At 37.7% G+C, this 19145-nt stretch carries 18 protein-coding genes and 6 tRNA genes; 16 read left to right on the forward strand and 8 right to left on the reverse strand.

Annotated features, from left to right (window positions below):
• Positions 1–8: 8 nt before the first annotated feature.
• The 5 genes from H4J52_RS16940 to hemA all read right to left on the reverse strand — a co-directional run bounded on the left by H4J52_RS16940 (position 9) and on the right by hemA (position 4666).
• Complete coding sequence (locus tag H4J52_RS16940) at positions 9–809, reverse strand: SirB1 family protein (protein WP_182182062.1); 801 nt, start codon at positions 807–809, stop codon at positions 9–11.
• Between the two features lie 64 nt (positions 810–873).
• Positions 874–1236, reverse strand: coding sequence for a SirB2 family protein (locus tag H4J52_RS16945; RefSeq protein ID WP_182182061.1), 363 nt, complete (start codon positions 1234–1236; stop codon positions 874–876).
• Positions 1233–2147, reverse strand: a complete 915-nt coding sequence (prmC, locus tag H4J52_RS16950) for a peptide chain release factor N(5)-glutamine methyltransferase (protein WP_220460130.1) — start codon at positions 2145–2147, stop codon at positions 1233–1235. The genes H4J52_RS16945 and prmC overlap by 4 nt, the downstream gene beginning before the upstream one ends.
• Before the next feature lie 8 nt (positions 2148–2155).
• Entirely contained in the window at positions 2156–3244 is a 1089-nt protein-coding gene (gene prfA / locus H4J52_RS16955; protein ID WP_182182060.1) for a peptide chain release factor 1, read from the reverse strand.
• A 162-nt stretch (positions 3245–3406) separates the two neighbouring features.
• A complete protein-coding gene (hemA, locus tag H4J52_RS16960) occupies positions 3407–4666 on the reverse strand; it encodes a glutamyl-tRNA reductase (protein ID WP_182182059.1) in 1260 nt (419 codons plus the stop codon).
• Between the two features lie 233 nt (positions 4667–4899).
• On the opposite strand from hemA, the gene lolB reads away from it, so the two are divergent.
• The 3 genes from lolB (at position 4900) to H4J52_RS16975 (ending at position 7541) form a co-directional block, all read left to right on the forward strand.
• A complete protein-coding gene (lolB, locus tag H4J52_RS16965; RefSeq protein ID WP_182225285.1) occupies positions 4900–5535 on the forward strand; it encodes a lipoprotein insertase outer membrane protein LolB in 636 nt (211 codons plus the stop codon).
• Complete coding sequence (gene ispE / locus H4J52_RS16970) at positions 5528–6457, forward strand: 4-(cytidine 5'-diphospho)-2-C-methyl-D-erythritol kinase (RefSeq protein WP_182182057.1); 930 nt, start codon at positions 5528–5530, stop codon at positions 6455–6457. The genes lolB and ispE overlap by 8 nt, the downstream gene beginning before the upstream one ends.
• A 136-nt stretch (positions 6458–6593) precedes the next feature.
• Entirely contained in the window at positions 6594–7541 is a 948-nt protein-coding gene (locus tag H4J52_RS16975; RefSeq protein WP_182182135.1) for a ribose-phosphate pyrophosphokinase, read from the forward strand.
• A gap of 212 nt (positions 7542–7753) precedes the next feature.
• Here H4J52_RS16975 and H4J52_RS16980 read toward each other — a convergent pair whose 3' ends face one another.
• Positions 7754–8632 carry a hypothetical protein gene (locus tag H4J52_RS16980; protein ID WP_182225286.1) on the reverse strand — a complete coding sequence of 293 codons (879 nt, stop codon included), beginning with the start codon at positions 8630–8632 and terminating at the stop codon, positions 7754–7756.
• 454 nt (positions 8633–9086) lie between these two features.
• The gene (locus tag H4J52_RS16985; protein ID WP_182225288.1) at positions 9087–10208 is read right to left on the reverse strand and encodes an alanine--glyoxylate aminotransferase family protein; all 1122 of its coding nucleotides are present in this window, start codon (positions 10206–10208) and stop codon (positions 9087–9089) included.
• A gap of 350 nt (positions 10209–10558) precedes the next feature.
• On the opposite strand from H4J52_RS16985, the gene H4J52_RS16990 reads away from it, so the two are divergent.
• The 10 genes from H4J52_RS16990 (at position 10559) to H4J52_RS17035 (ending at position 14589) form a co-directional block, all read left to right on the forward strand.
• Positions 10559–11170 carry a 50S ribosomal protein L25/general stress protein Ctc gene (locus tag H4J52_RS16990; RefSeq protein ID WP_182182053.1) on the forward strand — a complete coding sequence of 204 codons (612 nt, stop codon included), beginning with the start codon at positions 10559–10561 and terminating at the stop codon, positions 11168–11170.
• Positions 11171–11189: 19 nt separating this feature from the next.
• Positions 11190–11774: an aminoacyl-tRNA hydrolase gene (pth, locus tag H4J52_RS16995; protein WP_182182052.1), complete on the forward strand. Its 585-nt coding sequence runs from the start codon at positions 11190–11192 to the stop codon at positions 11772–11774.
• A 43-nt stretch (positions 11775–11817) separates the two neighbouring features.
• Positions 11818–12909: a redox-regulated ATPase YchF gene (ychF, locus tag H4J52_RS17000; RefSeq protein ID WP_182182051.1), complete on the forward strand. Its 1092-nt coding sequence runs from the start codon at positions 11818–11820 to the stop codon at positions 12907–12909.
• Positions 12910–13188: 279 nt separating this feature from the next.
• A complete protein-coding gene (locus tag H4J52_RS17005; RefSeq protein ID WP_182182050.1) occupies positions 13189–13536 on the forward strand; it encodes a DUF3718 domain-containing protein in 348 nt (115 codons plus the stop codon).
• A gap of 216 nt (positions 13537–13752) precedes the next feature.
• Positions 13753–13829: transfer RNA gene (locus tag H4J52_RS17010), tRNA-Met, on the forward strand.
• Between the two features lie 28 nt (positions 13830–13857).
• Positions 13858–13942, forward strand: a tRNA-Leu gene (locus H4J52_RS17015).
• A 52-nt stretch (positions 13943–13994) separates the two neighbouring features.
• Positions 13995–14069, forward strand: a tRNA-Gln gene (locus H4J52_RS17020).
• Positions 14070–14171: 102 nt separating this feature from the next.
• Positions 14172–14246 (forward strand) — tRNA-Gln (locus H4J52_RS17025).
• A 131-nt stretch (positions 14247–14377) separates the two neighbouring features.
• Positions 14378–14462 (forward strand) — tRNA-Leu (locus H4J52_RS17030).
• Between the two features lie 52 nt (positions 14463–14514).
• Positions 14515–14589 (forward strand) — tRNA-Gln (locus H4J52_RS17035).
• A gap of 101 nt (positions 14590–14690) precedes the next feature.
• Here the strand turns inward: H4J52_RS17035 and H4J52_RS17040 are convergent.
• Positions 14691–15902 (reverse strand): FAD-dependent oxidoreductase, encoded by a 1212-nt coding sequence (locus H4J52_RS17040; RefSeq protein WP_182225290.1) that lies wholly within the window; start codon positions 15900–15902, stop codon positions 14691–14693.
• A 250-nt stretch (positions 15903–16152) separates the two neighbouring features.
• Here H4J52_RS17040 and miaB point away from each other — a divergent pair, with 250 nt between their 5' ends.
• From miaB to ybeY, 3 genes are read left to right on the forward strand one after another with little or no spacing between them, the layout of a single operon-like run.
• Complete coding sequence (gene miaB / locus H4J52_RS17045) at positions 16153–17595, forward strand: tRNA (N6-isopentenyl adenosine(37)-C2)-methylthiotransferase MiaB (RefSeq protein WP_182225292.1); 1443 nt, start codon at positions 16153–16155, stop codon at positions 17593–17595.
• 34 nt (positions 17596–17629) lie between these two features.
• Positions 17630–18676, forward strand: a complete 1047-nt coding sequence (locus H4J52_RS17050; RefSeq protein WP_259366517.1) for a PhoH family protein — start codon at positions 17630–17632, stop codon at positions 18674–18676.
• On the forward strand, positions 18676–19134 hold the full coding sequence (ybeY, locus tag H4J52_RS17055; protein ID WP_182182047.1) for an rRNA maturation RNase YbeY: 459 nt from the start codon (positions 18676–18678) through the stop codon (positions 19132–19134). Before H4J52_RS17050 ends, ybeY begins: the two co-directional genes overlap by 1 nt.
• Positions 19135–19145: the final 11 nt, after the last annotated feature.

Genomic DNA, 19145 nt, shown 5'->3' on the forward strand with positions numbered 1-19145 from the left:
GGATTTATTTAATGTAATACCGTATCAGCTATCGTAATTTTGTCCAATTGCATTTTTAATAATTGCGCTGCAGGGTCCTTTGGACATTTTTCGACAAAATATTGATAATCATCGTAAGCGACTTTAAAACAATCGAGTTGATGTAATAAAAACCCTCTATCTCGACGCTCAAAGGGATCATCTGGCCGCAAAGCAATTAAAATATCGACACATTTTAGTGCTTGAGGAAACTGCCCTTCACGGATCAACGCATTTTTCAACGAGCTAACATGTTTAACAATTAGGCTTAATCTCGAAATATCTTCTATTTGATCACTTTGTGGATCACCATCAAGGTCGTCCATACATAAATCAAGCTCATGCCAGTTTAATGATTCTCCCGTAATGGGATCAAAAACAATCGCATAAAGTTCATCACATACTACACGGATCATATTTTTCTTTGGTACAAAGACCACATCAGTTTCAAAACCACAAAGACGAAATATATGACACAATACAATACTTTTTAATGCGGGCGACATTAACTTAAAATCAAGACCACTCTTTAACATATGAGCAGTAACTGGCCAAAAATCACGTTGGTTATCAATAAGCAGTTGTTCAATGAAAAGTTCATTGATCAATTGTTCAGCCTTTTCCAGATACTCTTCTGTATCAACAATCAATTCTGAACATTGTTCAACAATATGATCAAGATCTGCGGGATCAAAGTCACTATGACCAAAAACAACTTCTTCAATAAGGACAAAAGCGTCAATGAGGGATTTATCGTCATCATTGAGCTCGGAAAATAATAATTCATTCATACTGTAGTTTTTAATTGCTTACCCTATTGTAAAGTTATGGCTTATTTCGGAGGGAGGATATTAATTATAAAAATACCGTTTGTTTTGTTGTTGCTATTTTTACCGCTAACATGATCCAACTTATAGCACCTAAATAACCAATGATCTGCATCGTTCGATTACGTGCTAATTTTAAGGTGTAATAACCGGTAAATATATAAAAAATTATCGCTATAATTTTTTCGGCTAACCATAATTGTTCTAATGGGTTAATCGCTAATTTAACCGCTAGGCCAACACCTAATAACAATAAAAAGGTATCAACGATATGAGGACTTATTTTCAGCCATTTTTTATTTAATTGTGATGAACCCACCAGCGTTAATGCAAAACGGTAAGTGAACAATAGAATGGTTATTGCGACTAGCGTCATATGTAAATGTTTCATCGACATACCTCATTATTATTTTTATTTTTGTTGTCACTCAACATAATACAACAAGTGACTCGATCGTTTCCGGCATAATCTTTTAGTGTTTCAATCGATTGATAGCCTAATCGATGTAATATATCTCTAACACCTTCCCCTTGTTCAAAACCATGTTCTAAATAAAGCGCACCATTGTCTTTTAAGTAAACTTGTGCGTCTTTAGCAATGCGTTTGATATCTGCAAAGCCGTTATCACTAGCAACAAGTGCCGATAACGGTTCAAACCTAACATCACCTATCGCTAAGTGTTTATCGGCGCCATCGATATAGGGAGGGTTACTCACAATAATAGTAAACTTTTTATTTGCTGTTATATTGGAGAACCAATCACTTTGATAAATTTCAACATGTGATAGCTGCAAGCGTTGAGCGTTCTTTTTAGCTAAAGTTACCGCATCATCACTAAAATCAACCCCATGAATTTGCCATTGATTTTTTTCTGATGCTAACGCTAATGCAATAGCCCCAGTACCTGTGCCCAAATCTAAACAGGACAAATCATTTTCTACATGGCGCGCTAAAATGTGTTCAACGAGTAATTCTGTATCAGGACGAGGAATTAACGTTGCGGGTGACACGTAAAAAGGTAATGACCAAAATTCACGTTCTTGGGTGATATAAGCAATAGGTTCACCCTGTAAACGGCGTTCAAACAAGGCCATAAAAGCTTGAAAATCTTGCTCGGTTAGTTTTTTTTCAGGCCAAGTTAACAGGTAACTTGTTTCTTTGTTCAAAACAAAAGCGAGTAAAATTTTACAATCAAGTTTTGCGCTGTCTGAAAAGGCAGCGAGCAACTGCTGCCCTTGATTAATTATTTCAGCAAAGCTCTGCTGGCAATATGTTATTGACGATTTTAAAGATTCGCTCAAACCAGTAACTAGTTTTGTTCAGCGAGAGCCGCAAGTAAATCGGCTTGGTTTTCTAACATTATAGGCTCTAAAACTAAGTGCAGATTTCCTTCAAGGACCTCGTTTAAGCGATATAAGGTAAGATTAATACGGTGATCTGTCATACGCCCTTGTGGATAGTTATAAGTACGGATACGCTCTGAACGATCGCCACTTGCCACAAGATTTCGACGTGAAGACTCTTCTTCACTGCGGCGTTTTTCGTCTTCAGCTTGTTGTAAACGTGCTTGTAATACTGACATCGCTTGCGCACGGTTTTTATGCTGAGAGCGTTGCTCTTGACACTCGACAACGACACCCGTTGGAATATGTGTAATACGGATCGCCGAATCAGTTTTGTTAACGTGTTGTCCACCGGCACCTGATGCGCGGAATGTATCAACTTTTAAATCAGCTTTGTTAATTTCTATCGCATCCGCTTCTGGAATTTCAGGCATAACAACCACTGTACAGGCAGAAGTATGTACACGACCTTGAGATTCTGTTTCAGGCACACGTTGCACGCGATGACCGCCAGACTCAAACTTCATTTGTCCGTAGACACCTTCACCAATGACTTTGAAAATAACTTCTTTGTAGCCGCCTTGTTCACTTTCATTCGTGTTCATGACTTCTATACGCCAGCCTTTCTTTTCACAGTAACGGCTATACATACGATATAAATCGCCCGCAAAAATTGCGGCTTCATCACCACCCGCACCCGCCCGTAATTCAACAAAACAGTTATTGTTGTCATTTGGATCTTTAGGTAATAATAAAATTTGTAATTGATCAGTTAATTCTTCAATCATTTTCTTAGCGGATTTAAATTCTTCTTGCGCCATTTCACGCATATCAGGGTCTTCATCTTTTAGCATTTCTTCGGCTAAAGAAAAGTCTTCTTCTGCACTTTGGTAGTCATTAAACACACTAGTGACTGCTTCTAATTGAGAAAACTCTTTTGATAAGGCAATAAATTTTTCTTGATCCGAAAGTGTTCCAGGATCAGAAAGCAAGGCTTGAACTTCTTCAAAGCGCTCGACTAATATTTCAAGTTTTTGATAAACAGATTTATTCATTAAGAAATCTTATAATTAGGGAACAGCGGACGAAAATTGGTGGTCTGCAGTTTAAAGGGTTAGTTGTACACTTTCAATCAAAGGTGTAAAAAAGCTGTAAATAGCCAAGTTAGCCGAAATTACCATCTTCATATGTTTGGGATATACGGTAGTTAAGTACGGCTATTTAATATTATAAATGTCACGTAAGTAAACCAGTTTGTCTAATTCTCCACCTTGTGCAGCTGATTGAATAGCGCTGGTTGGTGCGTGCATAAATTTATTAGTCAATTTAGTAGCTAATTCAGCCATGATAGCCTCTGGTGATTTATTGCTTTGTAGCTGTACAAGGGCTTTTTCAAGTAATAAATCGCGGTGCTCTAAACACTGCTTGCGATAGTCTATAACGGTATCTTGCGTATTTAAGCCGCGAAGCCATGACATAAAAACATCTGACTGCGAAGAAACAATCGCCTCAGCTTGAACCGCTTCTTTGCGACGGTTCGCTAAATTTTTGGCAATAATGCCTTGTAAGTCGTCAACAGTGTATAAAAAAACATCTTCTAAATCGCCTACTTGCTCTTCGATATCGCGAGGAACCGCTAAATCGACCATAAAAATAGGTCGATGCTTACGTTTTCGTAATGCGTGTTCAACCATTCCTTTACCGATAATAGGCAAAGTACTACCCGTTGAACTAATAACGATATCGGCATCAGCCATCCTGTCAGGGATTTGCGCTAACGTAATAACATCTGCGCCAATGGCGCCTGCCATTGCTTCGGCTCGTGCAAGAGTACGATTAGCGACGGTTATTTTACCCACTTTATTTTCGTATAAATGTTTAGCAACCAGCTCGATGGTGTCACCGGCCCCAACTAAAAGCACTTTTACATTTTCAAGATTAGCAAAAATATGCTTTGCTAAATTTACCGAAGCGAAAGCCACTGAAACAGCGCTAGCGCCGATTTCTGTTTCTGTACGAACTTGTTTAGCAACACCAAAAGTGCGTTGAAATAAACGGTCCATGATTAATGACATAGAGCCTGCAGCTTTTGCTTGGCTATAAGCTTGCTTCATTTGACCCAGGATTTGCGGTTCGCCTAAAACTAAAGAATCAAGGCCACAAGCTACACGCATCATGTGGTTAACCGCTTGTTGATCGGTATGCCAATATAAACTAGGCGTGATAATTGAAGCAGGTACATTATGATGTTGTTCTAACCACCGCACGACTTTCTCTTGGGTAATACTGACATCACCTTCTTGAACTAAATAGAGTTCGGTTCGATTACAGGTTGATAAAATCGCTGCTTCGCGACATTTTACGTTCCCAAGTAATTCAGTTAATGCCACACTTAAGTTGTCGGGGTTAAAAGAGATTTTCTCTCTAACAGCAACGGGGGCAGTTTTGTGATTGATTCCAACAGCAACTATCGACATAACGGGAACTATTCAGCCTTAATATACGATTAATACAAAAAATAAAAATTATCGTTGACCAATTTATTTTCGATTAATCTTTTCATTAACCACATTATTAGTCAGGTTTTACAAAAAACCTATGATCTATAATAAATAATGATGTTAATTTTACGAAAAATCACAGAAAATTAAAAGCACCAAATACGCGACAACGCGATATTTTAACGTTTAACTTAATATTAATGGCTTATATGAACAAATTAAGAGTATCATTTTTCATTTTTCTCAGTTTATTCCTGATACTTTTGTCTGGTTGTCGTTCCTTAACAAATAACCATCAGCAAATTACAGAACATCAGAACATCACCGAGCGCACTAAAAAACTTAAAACATTGTCCACTTGGAAAATTCAGGGGAAAATAGCCATTATTAGCCCCAAAGAGCGCCATAGTCTAACACTTAATTGGCTCTACCAAGAGAATAATAATCGTCAAACATTGAATTTAAGTACGGTACTGGGTATTCAAGTGTTTAAGCTAGAATCGTTAAATGGTGTGCATGTAATTAACGTTGATGGTGAACGTTACCTAAGTTCAGATTTAAATGCCCTGCTTTCATCTCTGACAAGTTTTACTCTGCCAACACAGGCAATGACCTTTTGGTTAAAAGGCTTACCTTATTTAGCTCGTGATAAAATTGTATATAGCGATAAAACACAATTACCGATAACGCTGACCAGTTATCATGACAAAAAAATATGGCAGCTAAAATATGGGGGGTATCAGCAGGTAGAGCAATATCAATTGGCAACGAAGTTCTCCATAAAACAAGAAAACATCACCATTAAAATTAATGTTCATCAATGGGACGTCACAAGCAATGATTAATACTCACGAACAATTCCACCGCTTTCCGGCCCCTGCCAAGCTTAATTTATTTCTCCATATTATTGGTCAACGCAGCGATGGTTATCATCAGTTACAAACCATTTTTCAGTTCTTAGATCACAGCGATACTATAGATATAAAAGTTACCAAGGGTAATCGAATTGAATTACTTACACCTATTGACGGCGTCTTAAATGAAGATAACTTAATTGTTAAAGCCGCTCAGTTATTACAAAAACATTTAATAGACAATAAAGTACTAGAGAACTCGTTAAGTGGTGATAAGCAAAAGTTAGGCGCACAAATAAAAATCACAAAAATTCTCCCCATGGGAGGCGGCTTAGGCGGAGGTTCTTCAAACGCTGCAACAATTTTATTAGCCTTAAACACCTTGTGGAAAGCTAACTTAACAATAGCTGAATTAGCACAACTTGGTTTATCACTTGGCGCTGACGTGCCTATTTTTATACATGGCTTTGCCGCTTTTGCTGAAGGTATTGGTGAAGAACTGACCCCTGTTACACCTAAAGAAAGTTGGTTTTTAGTCAGTAAACCCAACGTAAGCATTTCTACTGCTAGTGTTTTTACCTCTCCTCATTTAATCCGTAACACTGCGAAAGTTAATTTAAATGATGATATTAGTAAGTTAGACATAGACTTATGCCACAATGACTGCCAAACCTTAGTAATAAAAGACTATCCTGAGGTTGCCAAGTTACTGGCTTGGTTGGTAGAATACGCGCCTTCTCGTATGACTGGTACCGGAGCGTGTATTTTTTCCCGCTTTGATACTGAGCAAGAGGCCTGTCGCATTCAGTCATTACTTCCTAAGGGAATAATTTCTTTTGTGGCAAAAGGTATGAATATTTCTCCTTTACGTAACGTTATTGATCGTTTAGTAACATTACAAAAAAGTAATTGAGCACAATAATACCCATGAGAATTTATTTTCATAAAATGCTAAGAACCACTGGAAAAAATTTAATAATTTGCTAATAGTAAACTCACGTTAACTAATAGCGTAACTTAATATGTCAAAAGTTTCCGAGGAACTGACCGTGCCTGACATGAAAATATTTGCGGGTAATGCCACCCCTGAACTGGCCAAGAAAGTAGCTGATCGTCTATACATGACTTTAGGCGATGCCAAAGTTGGTAGTTTTAGTGATGGTGAAATTAGTGTTGAAATTAACGAAAACGTGCGCGGTGCGGATGTTTTTATTCTTCAATCAACTTGTGCGCCAACAAACAATAACCTAATGGAATTAATTGTAATGATTGACGCATTACGCCGAGCATCTGCTGGTCGTATTACTGCCGTTATTCCATATTTTGGTTATGCTCGACAAGATAGACGTGTGCGCAGTGCACGTGTGCCAATTACGGCAAAAGTTGTTGCTGACTTTTTATCAAGTGTCGGTGTTGACCGCGTATTAACGGTTGACTTACACGCAGAGCAAATTCAAGGTTTCTTCGATGTACCTGTAGATAACGTATTTGGCACCCCTATTTTACTTGAAGATATGATTTCTCGTGATTTAGATAACCCAATTGTGGTTTCTCCTGATATTGGTGGTGTAGTTCGCGCTCGCGCTGTAGCTAAGCTACTTAATGAAGCTGACCTTGCCATTATCGATAAGCGTCGTCCAAAAGCTAATGTAGCACAAGTTATGCACATTATTGGTGATGTTGCTGACCGTGACTGTATCATTGTTGACGATATGATAGATACCGGTGGCACGCTAGCCAAAGCGGCTGAAGCATTAAAAGCACATGGCGCAAAACGCGTTATCGCTTACGCGACTCATCCCGTACTTTCAGGTAATGCCGCGCAAAACTTAAGAGACTCTGTAATTGACGAGTTAGTGGTAACCGATTCTATTCCGCTTACTGATGAAATTAAAGCATTAGGCATTGTTCGCCAATTAACCTTAAGTGGTATGTTGTCTGAAGCGATTCGCCGTGTATGTAACGAAGAGTCAATTTCAGCAATGTTTGACAGCTAAGCATTTACTGACAATACAACGTAATAAATAATAAAGCCCCGAGTAACTCTTACTCGGGGCTTTTTCATTTAAAGCGACTCACAATTTATTTATAGTCGAATGTATAAACGTTGTTCGTGTTTTTTTGAGCGGTACTGACCAAAATCGACCATTGCTTGGTTAATGAATTGACTGCAGTGCATAAGAAATCAATACAGATGGGTTATTTTACTCTAGATAAGCCGAGGTGCTAGCACTGTTAACCGTTCATATAGCGAAGGGTTGTCCTGTTCTAACAATAGTAACAATTTTTTATGACTACTTCCTATAGAAGCGCCATAATCAATTAACGTCTCAATATAATAAAGTGTTGAATCATTTTCTTTTAGTAGCTTTAAAAGTGCCATATCTAAAGGGTCAACTCCTAGTGTGCGGGGGTTAACACTAACACCGTTATTAAGAAAAAAATCAAACATATCACGCGAATCAAAAATAACAAGTGTCTGACTAATACCATTTCGCCCTTGTTTATCAACGCCGTGAATATCAAGGCCGAAAGGAATTAACGCTTTTGTGAGAACTACATTATTCTTTAATGCAAGTATGGTTAATACTTCTGGTTGAAACTGTGCCCCTAGACCTAATAACTTTTTAATGACTTCTATCGGGGCGTTATTTGAAATGGCTTTAAACAAAGCTAAATTTAATGTTGTAACATCAGCAACATTCAGCAAATCAGTCAAAGATAAAAATGATTCCCAGTCATTGTCACGTGATGACTTAAATAATCCTTCCATAGCATTAACAAGATCAATATCAATATTCTCAAGTATTTCTTTTTTACTTGCTTCTGTCTCTGTTGAATTAAGAAGTTTAGCTTTATATATAGCATCATTTTGTAGTTTTTTACTTAAACTAGCAGTGTTTACTAACATTTTAGTATTGGATATATTACTTTTTGTTTCCTTATTTTTTATGATTATCTTTTCTGAAATAGCCATATCTAATTCACTACTTGACGAAATTGTATTTTCATTATCACTACTTGTGCCTTGAAAGACTATAAAGTAAACAAACACACAAACTAAAGAAAACATTATAAGTAACTTCATTATCAACCTTTACCTTTTTTTTTTATTAATGAAATCAATATGGCGATTACGGTAAACATAATAATATCTACAATAGATATATCTATTACTCCACGTATATAATACGAGGACAATATATTAACAAGGCATAAAAAAACAAAAGCTGCTCCTACCTCCATCCATTTTATTTGATTAAGTTTTTTAAACATAATATACCTATTGTTTTATAATTAACTTTAATTATTATCTTTACTACTTACACTTTGCATTTGCATCAAAAAAATCTTCGTCAGCGGACCTTCTATCTGTATCACGAGTTAGAACTGTAGCAGCTTCACAAGCATAAACTAAAGGTTTAAGCCTTAAAGCTAAGCAGAGAAAACCATTAGCTACGGAGATTTTGTCAATAAAAGCGTATTCATCATGCTTTGCAACTAATGCCGCTCTTTTACATTGTGTAATGGATGTTTCCTTATTATTTATCTAAAATATCAGCTAACGCCGCTAAGCAAAGTGTTACGTTTTCAGTTCGTGCTGCATACCCCATCAAACCAATTCGCCATGCTTTACCCGCAAAGCCGCCAAGACCTGCGCCAATTTCTAAATTATAGTCGTTTAGTAACGTTTGACGAACAAGGGCATCATCAACACCTTGGGGGATCAATACCGTATTTAATTGTGGCAAGCGGTACGGTTCTTCAACCACAAACTTAATACCTAATTTCGTTAATCCCTGCTTTAATTTCTGATGCTGTTTATCATGGCGTTCCCAAGCATTCTCTAATCCTTCGTTTTGCAACATCACCAAAGATTCATGTAAAGCATATAAAGAATTAACGGGGGCAGTATGATGATAACTACGCTTACCCGAACCGCCCCAATACCCCATAACCAAAGATAAATCTAAAAACCAACTAGGGACTTTAGATTTTCTACTTGTTAATTTTTCGACCGCTTTTGCACTAAAGCTAATGGGCGATATGCCAGGTACACACGATAAACACTTCTGGCTACCTGAGTAAACAGCATCAATACCCCAGTCATCAACTCTAAGCTCAACACCACCTAACGAAGTCACCGCATCCACTATCGATAATGCTGAGTTTTCCCGCGCTATTTCACATAATGTTTTTGCGTCAGATAACACACCGGTAGATGTTTCAGCATGAACAAACGCTAGAAATTTAACCTCAGCATTCTCTTTAAAAGCTTGTTTTACTTTTTCAACACAAACAGGAGTCCCCCATTCATCATTAATAACAATGGCTATAGCGCCTAATCGTTCGACATTTTCAACCATGCGAGAACCAAAAACGCCATTCACACACACAATGACTTTTTCGCCTGGCTCAACTAAGTTTACAAAACAAGTTTCCATACCAGCAGAGCCTGGCGCTGAAACAGCCATCGTTAATTCATTTTTTGTTTGGAAAGCATACTGAAGTAAAACTTTAATTTCGTCCATCATCTGAACAAACTCAGGATCCAAATGACCAATTGTTGGGCGACCTAAGGCAGATAAAACGCGCGGTGAAACATCACTAGGTCCAGGACCCATTAAAGTACGAGGAGTCGGATAAAAAGATGTAATTGTCATAGTTAATTCTCTTATAAGCATTATACATTACTGAGTATTAGGCACATATATAGCCGTTATTAATCAAGATTCAGTTTTCAGAGTGGACTTTTAATGGTAACGGGTATGATACCCAACTTTCAATATAAAAATATTTATAACCGTCATTTAGCGCAATGATATCGACAACAGACAGGAATAATTAATCACTTATAATAATATTAACGTTGGATCTGTTTAAGTTGAGGTGTTATTATGCCGCGCCTTTTATAGCGATTAGATTAAATTCGATGGCTATTTTATAAAGGTTCACGGTTGTTTTTGGTCGCAAAAAACAACTCAACTAACTATTTAATATTAGGTATTAAAAAATGACTGATTTATTTACTTTAGAAGCTGAAGTTCGTACTGACCTAGGGAAAGGTGCGAGCCGCCGCCTACGTCATGCAAACAAAGTTCCTGCAATTTTATACGGTGAAGGCCAAGAGCCTGTTTCTTTAACGTTAGAGCACAAAAATGTTTACCGTGCACAACAAGAAGAAGCATTTTACTCTCACGTTTTAACGGTAAACATTGACGGCAAGCCAGTTGAGTGTCTTTTAAAAGATATGCAACGTCACCCGTTCAAGCAACTTGTAATGCATTTAGATTTCCTACGCATTGATGCAACTCATGCAGTTCACGTTAACGCTCCTATTCACTTCCTTAACGAAGAAGAAGCAGAGAAAAAAGGTGGCAAAATTGCTCACCAGATTAATGAAATTGCAATTAGCTGTTTACCTGCTAACATTCCAGAGTTCATCGAAATTGATGTTGCTGGTTTAGAACTTGGGCAAACATTGCATTTATCAGACGTTACATTGCCTAAAGGCGTAACATCTGACGAATTAGCAAAAGGCGAAGATCATGATCAAGCTGTTGTTTCATTAAATGCCCCGAAAGGCGTAAGTGAAGAAACAGAAGCAGAAGAAGCTACTGAATAATCATTAAGTTTATACTTAAATGACTATTCAACTAGTTGTGGGCCTGGGTAATCCAGGCCCCGAATATACAAAAACCCGCCACAATGCCGGAGTTTGGTTCGTCGAAGAACTCGCTTCTCGCTACAACATTTCCCTTAGACCAGAAAAAAAATATTTCGGACTTTATGGCAAAGGCCTAATAGGTAACGAAGTTGTTCATTTACTTGTTCCAACAACGTTTATGAATAGAAGTGGTCAGTCTGTAGCTCCCCTTGCTAATTTTTTCCGTATTCCCTTAGAAAACATCCTTGTTGCTCATGATGAGTTAGACATGGAACCAGGAGTCTGTAAAATTAAAAAAGGTGGTGGGCACGGTGGACATAACGGCTTGCGTGATATTATATCTAGCATGGCGAATAACAAAGAATTTTATCGGTTACGCATTGGTATTGGCCACCCAGGTCATAGAGATCGCGTTACCGGACATGTACTTGGCAAAGCACCAGCTATTGACCAAGACAAAATAGATCAAGCGATTGATGAGGCAAGCCGATGTATCGATATTTGGCAAACAGACGATTTGAAGAAAGCTCAAAACCGTTTGCATTCATTCAAACCGCTATAACTTAAACTTCAAAAAAATTTTGCAAAACAATTAAGGTATTATCATGGGATTCAAATGCGGTATTGTTGGCTTGCCCAACGTTGGTAAATCAACACTTTTCAATGCATTAACAAAAGCAGGTATTGAGGCGGCTAACTTTCCATTTTGTACTATTGAACCTAATACAGGTGTCGTTCCAGTACCAGATCCTCGTTTAGATGCTTTAGCCAAAATTGTAAACCCAGAGCGCGTTCTAGCAACCACCATGGAATTTGTTGATATTGCGGGTTTAGTCGCTGGCGCTTCTAAAGGTGAAGGTTTAGGTAATAAGTTCCTTGCTAACATTCGTGAAACCGATGCAATTGGTCACGTAGTGCGTTGTTTTGATAATGACAATATCATTCATGTTGCCAATAAGGTCAGCCCTAGTGATGATATAGAGGTGATCAATACCGAGCTGGCTTTGTCTGATATGGACACAGCAGAACGTGCAATTTTTCGTTTAGCAAAAAAAGCTAAAGGAGGTGATGCAGATGCTAAATTTGAAATGCCAGTATTAGAGAAGATATTAAAGCATGTTGAAGAAGGTCATATGATACGTTCTTTAACCTTATCTAAAGAAGAAAAAGCAGCTGTCGACTACTTAAACTTTTTAACACTTAAGCCGACTATGTATATTGCTAATGTTAATGATGATGGTTTTGAAAATAACCCTTACCTAGATAAAGTGCAAGCAATAGCCGATGCCGAAGGTGCAATCGTTGTTGCTGTTTGCGCTGAAATTGAAAGCGAATTGTCTGAAATGGATGATGAAGACCGTGTTGAATTTATGGCTGACCTTGGACTAGAAGAACCTGGGCTTAATCGTGTTATTAATGCTGGTTATTCTTTGCTTCACTTACAAACCTATTTTACAGCAGGTGTAAAAGAAGTACGTGCATGGACAGTAAAGCAAAATGCTACGGCTCCACAAGCTGCTGGCGTTATTCATACCGACTTTGAAAAAGGCTTTATTCGCGCAGAAGTTATTGCCTACGATCACTTTATCGAGTTCAATGGCGAATCAGGTGCTAAAGAGTCCGGTAAATGGCGTCTAGAAGGAAAAGAGTACCGCGTTAAAGATGGTGACGTAGTTCACTTCAGATTCAATGTTTAATCGTATAAGTTAACATAACTATAAAGGAGCTTCGGCTCCTTTTTTGTTTTTTAAAAGCAAGTAATAGCAAGCATTAAATCCAGAGAATCCATTAACAAATAAAAAACATAAATAAAACATAATAAAAACAAAAGGCTAATCAATTCAAAAAACGCAAAAAAAAATCTTGTTTTATCTCTAAAATATACCACAATTACGTTTTAAACTGTCTGATATAAGAAAAACGTACGCCTATCAGATCACAAACCTCGACAATAAAAATAAATATAAAGGCAAACCATGAAAAAAACACTTCTAGTCGCTAGTTTGATTGCAGCTTCAGTAACTTTTGCACCTGTTACTAAGGCAGACAACATGTCTCTTCGTATTTGCGAATACATTGCAGCAAATGATAAAAACCGCTTACGCTCATTCATGAAACAAAATAAATTGAAAATTCGCACTCTTTTTAAAAACATTGAATGTAATGGACAAAATTTATTAGTTTTTGCAGCATCAAACAACGCTTTGGAAACCGGAGAGTTCTTAATAGGTAAAGTCCCTGCGAAAAAGGTTGCTGAACATATTGCCGAAATTGGAAAATACTCAAAACATTTAGAAGAAGAAGCGAAAGATCGCGTAAATTAATCATAATTTGATATCTACGGTTCTTTACCATAAAGCAAGAACATACCGTTCTTGCTTTTATTTTAAAGAGACTGTGCTTTCCTAGAATATTAAACACCCAATTTGTAGACTAAACAAGCAAACAGAAAAAAATTACCCTTTTTTATAAAAAAACGGTTGACGTAGCCTAAGCAGATTTGCATAATACGCGCCACTTGCTGAGAGGCAATACGGAAAGGCTACATAGCTCAGCTGGTTAGAGCACATCACTCATAATGATGGGGTCCCAGGTTCAAATCCCGGTGTAGCCACCATTTAACTCTTAGTAGTGATAGAAGAAATGCGGGTTTGGCGGAATTGGTAGACGCGCTGGATTTAGGTTCCAGTATCGAAAGATGTGAGAGTTCAAGTCTCTTGACCCGTACCATTCTAACTAACATTTATCACCATGATATTTGTTAGGAAGTAAGTAACATTGCAGGGGTATAGCCAAGCGGTAAGGCAGCTGGTTTTGATCCAGTCATTCAGAGGTTCAAATCCTCTTACCCCTGCCACTTTCTTGTTTAACATTCCTTTTTTAAAACTCAATCAGTCTTTATTAAAATTAATATTAAACATAATAAGTGTCGTATTTACACGTTATTTAGAATACCTACAGGGGTATAGCCAAGCGGTAAGGCAGCTGGTTTTGATCCAGTCATTCAGAGGTTCAAATCCTCTTACCCCTGCCACTTTTTTGTTTATTATTTCTTTTTAAAACGTAATTAGTCTTTATTAAAAAAATAGTAAACATTACTGAGTGACATAATAATTATTTGAAGTGTCTACAAGGCTATTAACGCTTAGTAGTATTACAAGCAATGCGGGTTTGGCGGAATTGGTAGACGCGCTGGATTTAGGTTCCAGTATCGAAAGATGTGAGAGTTCAAGTCTCTTGACCCGTACCATTCTAACTAACACATATCATCATGGTAGTTGTTAGAAAATAATTGACATTACAGGGGTATAGCCAAGCGGTAAGGCAGCTGGTTTTGATCCAGTCATTCAGAGGTTCAAATCCTCTTACCCCTGCCATTCTTTTTAAATATTACCTTAAACACCCAAGACATATTATCTTAAGATTTAATGTCTTACTGCATTGAAAAATTCCTTTTAAGATTGATTGTCACTTCAACTTATACACCACAAGCATAGGCTAATGCCTTCTTTTTTAAAAAAGGTATCTTATTAGCCATAGCAAGCCCTATATTACGAAAGAGTTTCACAGCAGGCGACGGGTGACTAAAAGCTACATATAATGAATCCATGGTAGACATCATCAATAAATTGTCTTTGCGCCGCTTTGTTTCATAGCGTGACAAAACACTAGGCTCATGCCAACATTCATTATTACCAATAGCACTAGCAATTACTGTTTGTAATGCCTTTACGTCTTTAAAGCCTAAATTCACGCCTTGTCCTGCCATTGGATTAATGGTGTGTGCTGCATCACCTAATAATAGAACTCTGTTTTTTTGATAAGTATTTGCATGTCTACGCGTTAAAGGAAATGCCCCTTTATCAATGACCTTTATTTTTCCTAGTCGTTGAGGAAAAGTTTCTAAAATCTCGACTTGCAGTTGTTCACACGATAATGAAGATAAACGTTTCATCTCATCTTTACCTTGATACCAAACTAAAGAAGCATAACCGCCTAACTCACTTTTCCCGGGTAAAGGGAGCAAGGCTAAAGGACCTGTCTCAAAAAACTGCTGCCAAGTAATATCTTGCTGCGGGGTTTGTGTCTCAATATTGATTAACATCGCTGATTGCTGATAGTCCCAGCCTGTTATACCAATATTAGCTAATTTTCTAACGTGCGAATTAGCGCCATCAGCAGCAATCAATAGTTTTGCCGTGATTTTTTGAGTTTTTCCTTGCTCAGTTACAGCTGAGTTATCGGCTAAAGTTATCGCTATCTCATTTGTAGACTGAGTAAAGCTCTCCAAATTGGCTGGCGAAAATAAAGTAACCTGAGAATGGTTTTTAATTTGTTGCCACAACGCAAGTTGAACTAAACGATTTTCAATAATATGACCTAAGTGGGATTGTTCAATATCATCGGCATTAAATTCAGTATAACTGGCTTGATGCTCCCAAACCCCTAATCGTTTATAAGGACACAACCTCCACTGCTGTAATTGCGGCCATGCTCCCAACTGTGTTAACAAATGTTCAGAGGCAAGTGAGATGGCTGAAACCCGTAAATCTAATGCTTGGGTTTTGTCAAAACAATAAGGTTGATGCTGCTCGACAAGAGCAACAGTTAGCCCCAAATTTGCTAATGACAACGCGCTAGCCGCTCCAACCATACCACCACCAACAACTACACAATCAAAATGATTCATAAAATTTACACTTAATTATTTAATGATTTTCGTCGTTATTCTAACTAACCTATAACACTTATACGAATATTATTATTAGTGACAGCAAATAATTGATAAGGCTTACATTGCTTTACTTAAAGTTTAATCGGGTACTGGCGTCAAGCGTCAAGAAGGAGTAAAATACGCATCCTTAAATTGAACTAACACAGAAGCTATACGTTTCATGTTAGCTTCTTTAGACTTTAAATATTTAATGAGTGGAAAGTTAATGAGTAAAAAGCTATACATCAAAACTTGGGGTTGCCAAATGAACGAGTATGACTCGCAGAAAATGGCTGAATTATTAGACTCAACACATGGTTTTGTATTAGCCGACGAAGCTGAAGATGCTGATGTCATCTTGTTAAACACTTGTTCTATACGCGAAAAAGCGCAAGAAAAAGTATTTCATCAGCTAGGCCGATGGAAACACCTAAAAGACAATAAACCGGGTCTATTGATTGGCGTTGGTGGCTGCGTGGCTTCACAAGAAGGTGAAGCAATTCGTCAACGAGCACCTTACGTTGATATGGTTTTTGGACCACAAACCTTGCATCGCTTGCCAGAAATGATCCAACAAGTTACCGGAGATCATAATCCCGTTGTTGATGTAAGCTTTCCTGAAATTGAAAAGTTTGATCGCCTACCTGAGCCTAAAGCTGATGGCGCAAGCGCTTTTGTATCCATAATGGAAGGCTGTAGTAAATACTGTACGTTCTGTGTTGTGCCTTACACCCGTGGTGAAGAAGTGAGTCGTCCACTTGACGATGTGTTATATGAAATAGCCCAACTTGCTGCACAAGGTGTCCGTGAAGTTAATTTATTAGGGCAAAATGTCAACGGCTATCGTGGTATTACTCATGATGATGAAATTTGTCGTTTTTCTGAGTTATTGCGTTTGGTTGCTACTGTTGACGGCATTGACAGAGTGCGTTATACAACTTCACACCCTATTGAATTTACTGATGATATTATTGAGGTCTACAAAGACGTCCCTGAGTTAGTCAGCCACTTACATTTGCCAGTTCAAAGTGGTTCCGATCGCATTTTAACGCAAATGAAGCGTGGCCATACCGCCTTAGAGTATAAATCTCAAATTCGAAAACTTAAGAAAGTACGCCCGGATATTTGTATGAGCTCAGATTTCATTATTGGCTTCCCTGGCGAAACTGATGCAGATTTCCAAGCAACAATGGATCTTATTAAAGCGGTTGATTTCGATTTAAGCTTTAGCTTTATTTATAGCGCGCGCCCAGGTACTCCAGCAGCAGATATGATTGATGATATTTCTGATATCACTAAAAAAGAGCGTTTACAAATTCTTCAAGACCAAATTACCCATCAAGCGCTTCGTATTGCTCGCCAAATGCTTAATACAGAACAACGTATTTTAGTTGAAGGCCCTTCAAAGAAAAATCCAATGGAGTTAAGGGGTAAAACAGAAAATAACCGCACAGTGAACTTTCTTGCTCCACATACCGTAATAGGACAATTTGTCGATGTAAATATCACTGATGTTTACGCTAACTCATTACGTGGTGAATTGGTTCGTCAAGAAAGTGAAATGGGGTTACGTATTGCACACTCTCCACAAGACATTCTAGCTAACAGTCACCACACAACTAGTGGCAATAACATTGACGATTTAGGTGTCGGTACTTTTACACCTTAACGATTAACCATAGCCTATAAAAACGGATATAAATTTGACTATAAGTATTAGCAAACAATTTGACTTAGCACCACTTGATAACAATCGCCTAGCGAATTTATGTGGTGCTATGGACGATAACTTAAAAACAATTGAACGCCGGTTAGGCGTTAAAATAAGTTACAGCAGTAATCAATTTAAAGTGACGGGCGAACCTGCAAACTGTGATGCCGTGATTATATTGCTTAAAAATTTATATATTGAAACAGCAACTGTCAAAAATGAACGAAAAGAAATCAGTGAAAAAATTGTACATTTAGCCATTTTAGACGTAAAAGTACTTGAGCAAGAACCGCCTAAGGTTGATGTTGATTTTGATAAGTTGGTGACGATAAAGACCCAACGTGGCGTAGTAAAACCTCGCAACCCTAATCAACAAAGCTATGTGCATAATATTATGAATAATGATATTAGTTTTGGTGTGGGTGTTGCCGGAACGGGCAAAACTTATTTAGCGGTTGCTTGTGCAATTCAAGCCTTAGAGAAACAAGAAGTACGACGGATTTTGTTAACTCGCCCTGCGGTTGAGGCGGGTGAAAAGCTTGGCTTTCTCCCTGGTGATTTATCACAAAAAGTCGATCCCTACCTGCGCCCATTATATGACGCACTCTTTGAAATGCTTGGCTTTGAAAAAGTTCAGAAACTGATTGAGCGAAATGTTATTGAAATAGCCCCTCTTGCCTATATGCGTGGTAGAACATTGAACGATGCTTTTATTATTCTTGATGAAAGTCAAAACACCACGGTTGAACAAATGAAAATGTTCTTAACCCGTATTGGTTTTAATGCGCGTGCGGTTATCACCGGTGATATTACTCAAGTCGATTTACCCCGTGGTGCAAAATCAGGCTTACGACATGCTATTGAAGTACTTGATGATATTCCTGGCATTAGTTTTAACTATTTTCAATCAAAAGACATTGTTCGCCACCCGGTTGTGGCTAGAATTGTTGATGCATATGATGCTTTTGAACAAAAAGAAAAACGTTTAAAAGATGAAAAAAGAAATAAAGCGGCACTTGATGCTATGGATAATCAATAGTGGCAACACTACTCGATCTTCAACATGCTTGTGATGCCAAAAATTTACCCAGCAATGAACAGTTTCAATCTTGGGTAAATATCGCTTTAAATAATGATAAAACGGATTTTGAACTTACCATTCGTCTCGTTGACGTTAAAGAAAGCCAGTCTCTGAACTTACAGTATCGTGGAAAAGATAAACCGACCAATGTTTTATCATTTCCTTTTGAAGTACCTGAAGGAATTGAACTAGACTTGCTTGGAGATTTGGTGATTTGTGCTGAGGTTGTTGCCCAAGAAGCGAATATTCAGCACAAAACTCTTGATAATCATTGGGCTCATATGGTTATTCATGGCTGCTTACATCTATTAGGTTACGATCATATTGATGATGTAGAGGCCACTGAAATGGAAGCACTTGAAACGAAGTTACTGAAAATACTCGAAATATCAGATCCCTATATTATAAGTGAATAAATTCATTCATT

Source organism: Colwellia sp. MB02u-14, from assembly GCF_014076915.1.
GTDB lineage: Bacteria > Pseudomonadota > Gammaproteobacteria > Enterobacterales > Alteromonadaceae > Colwellia_A.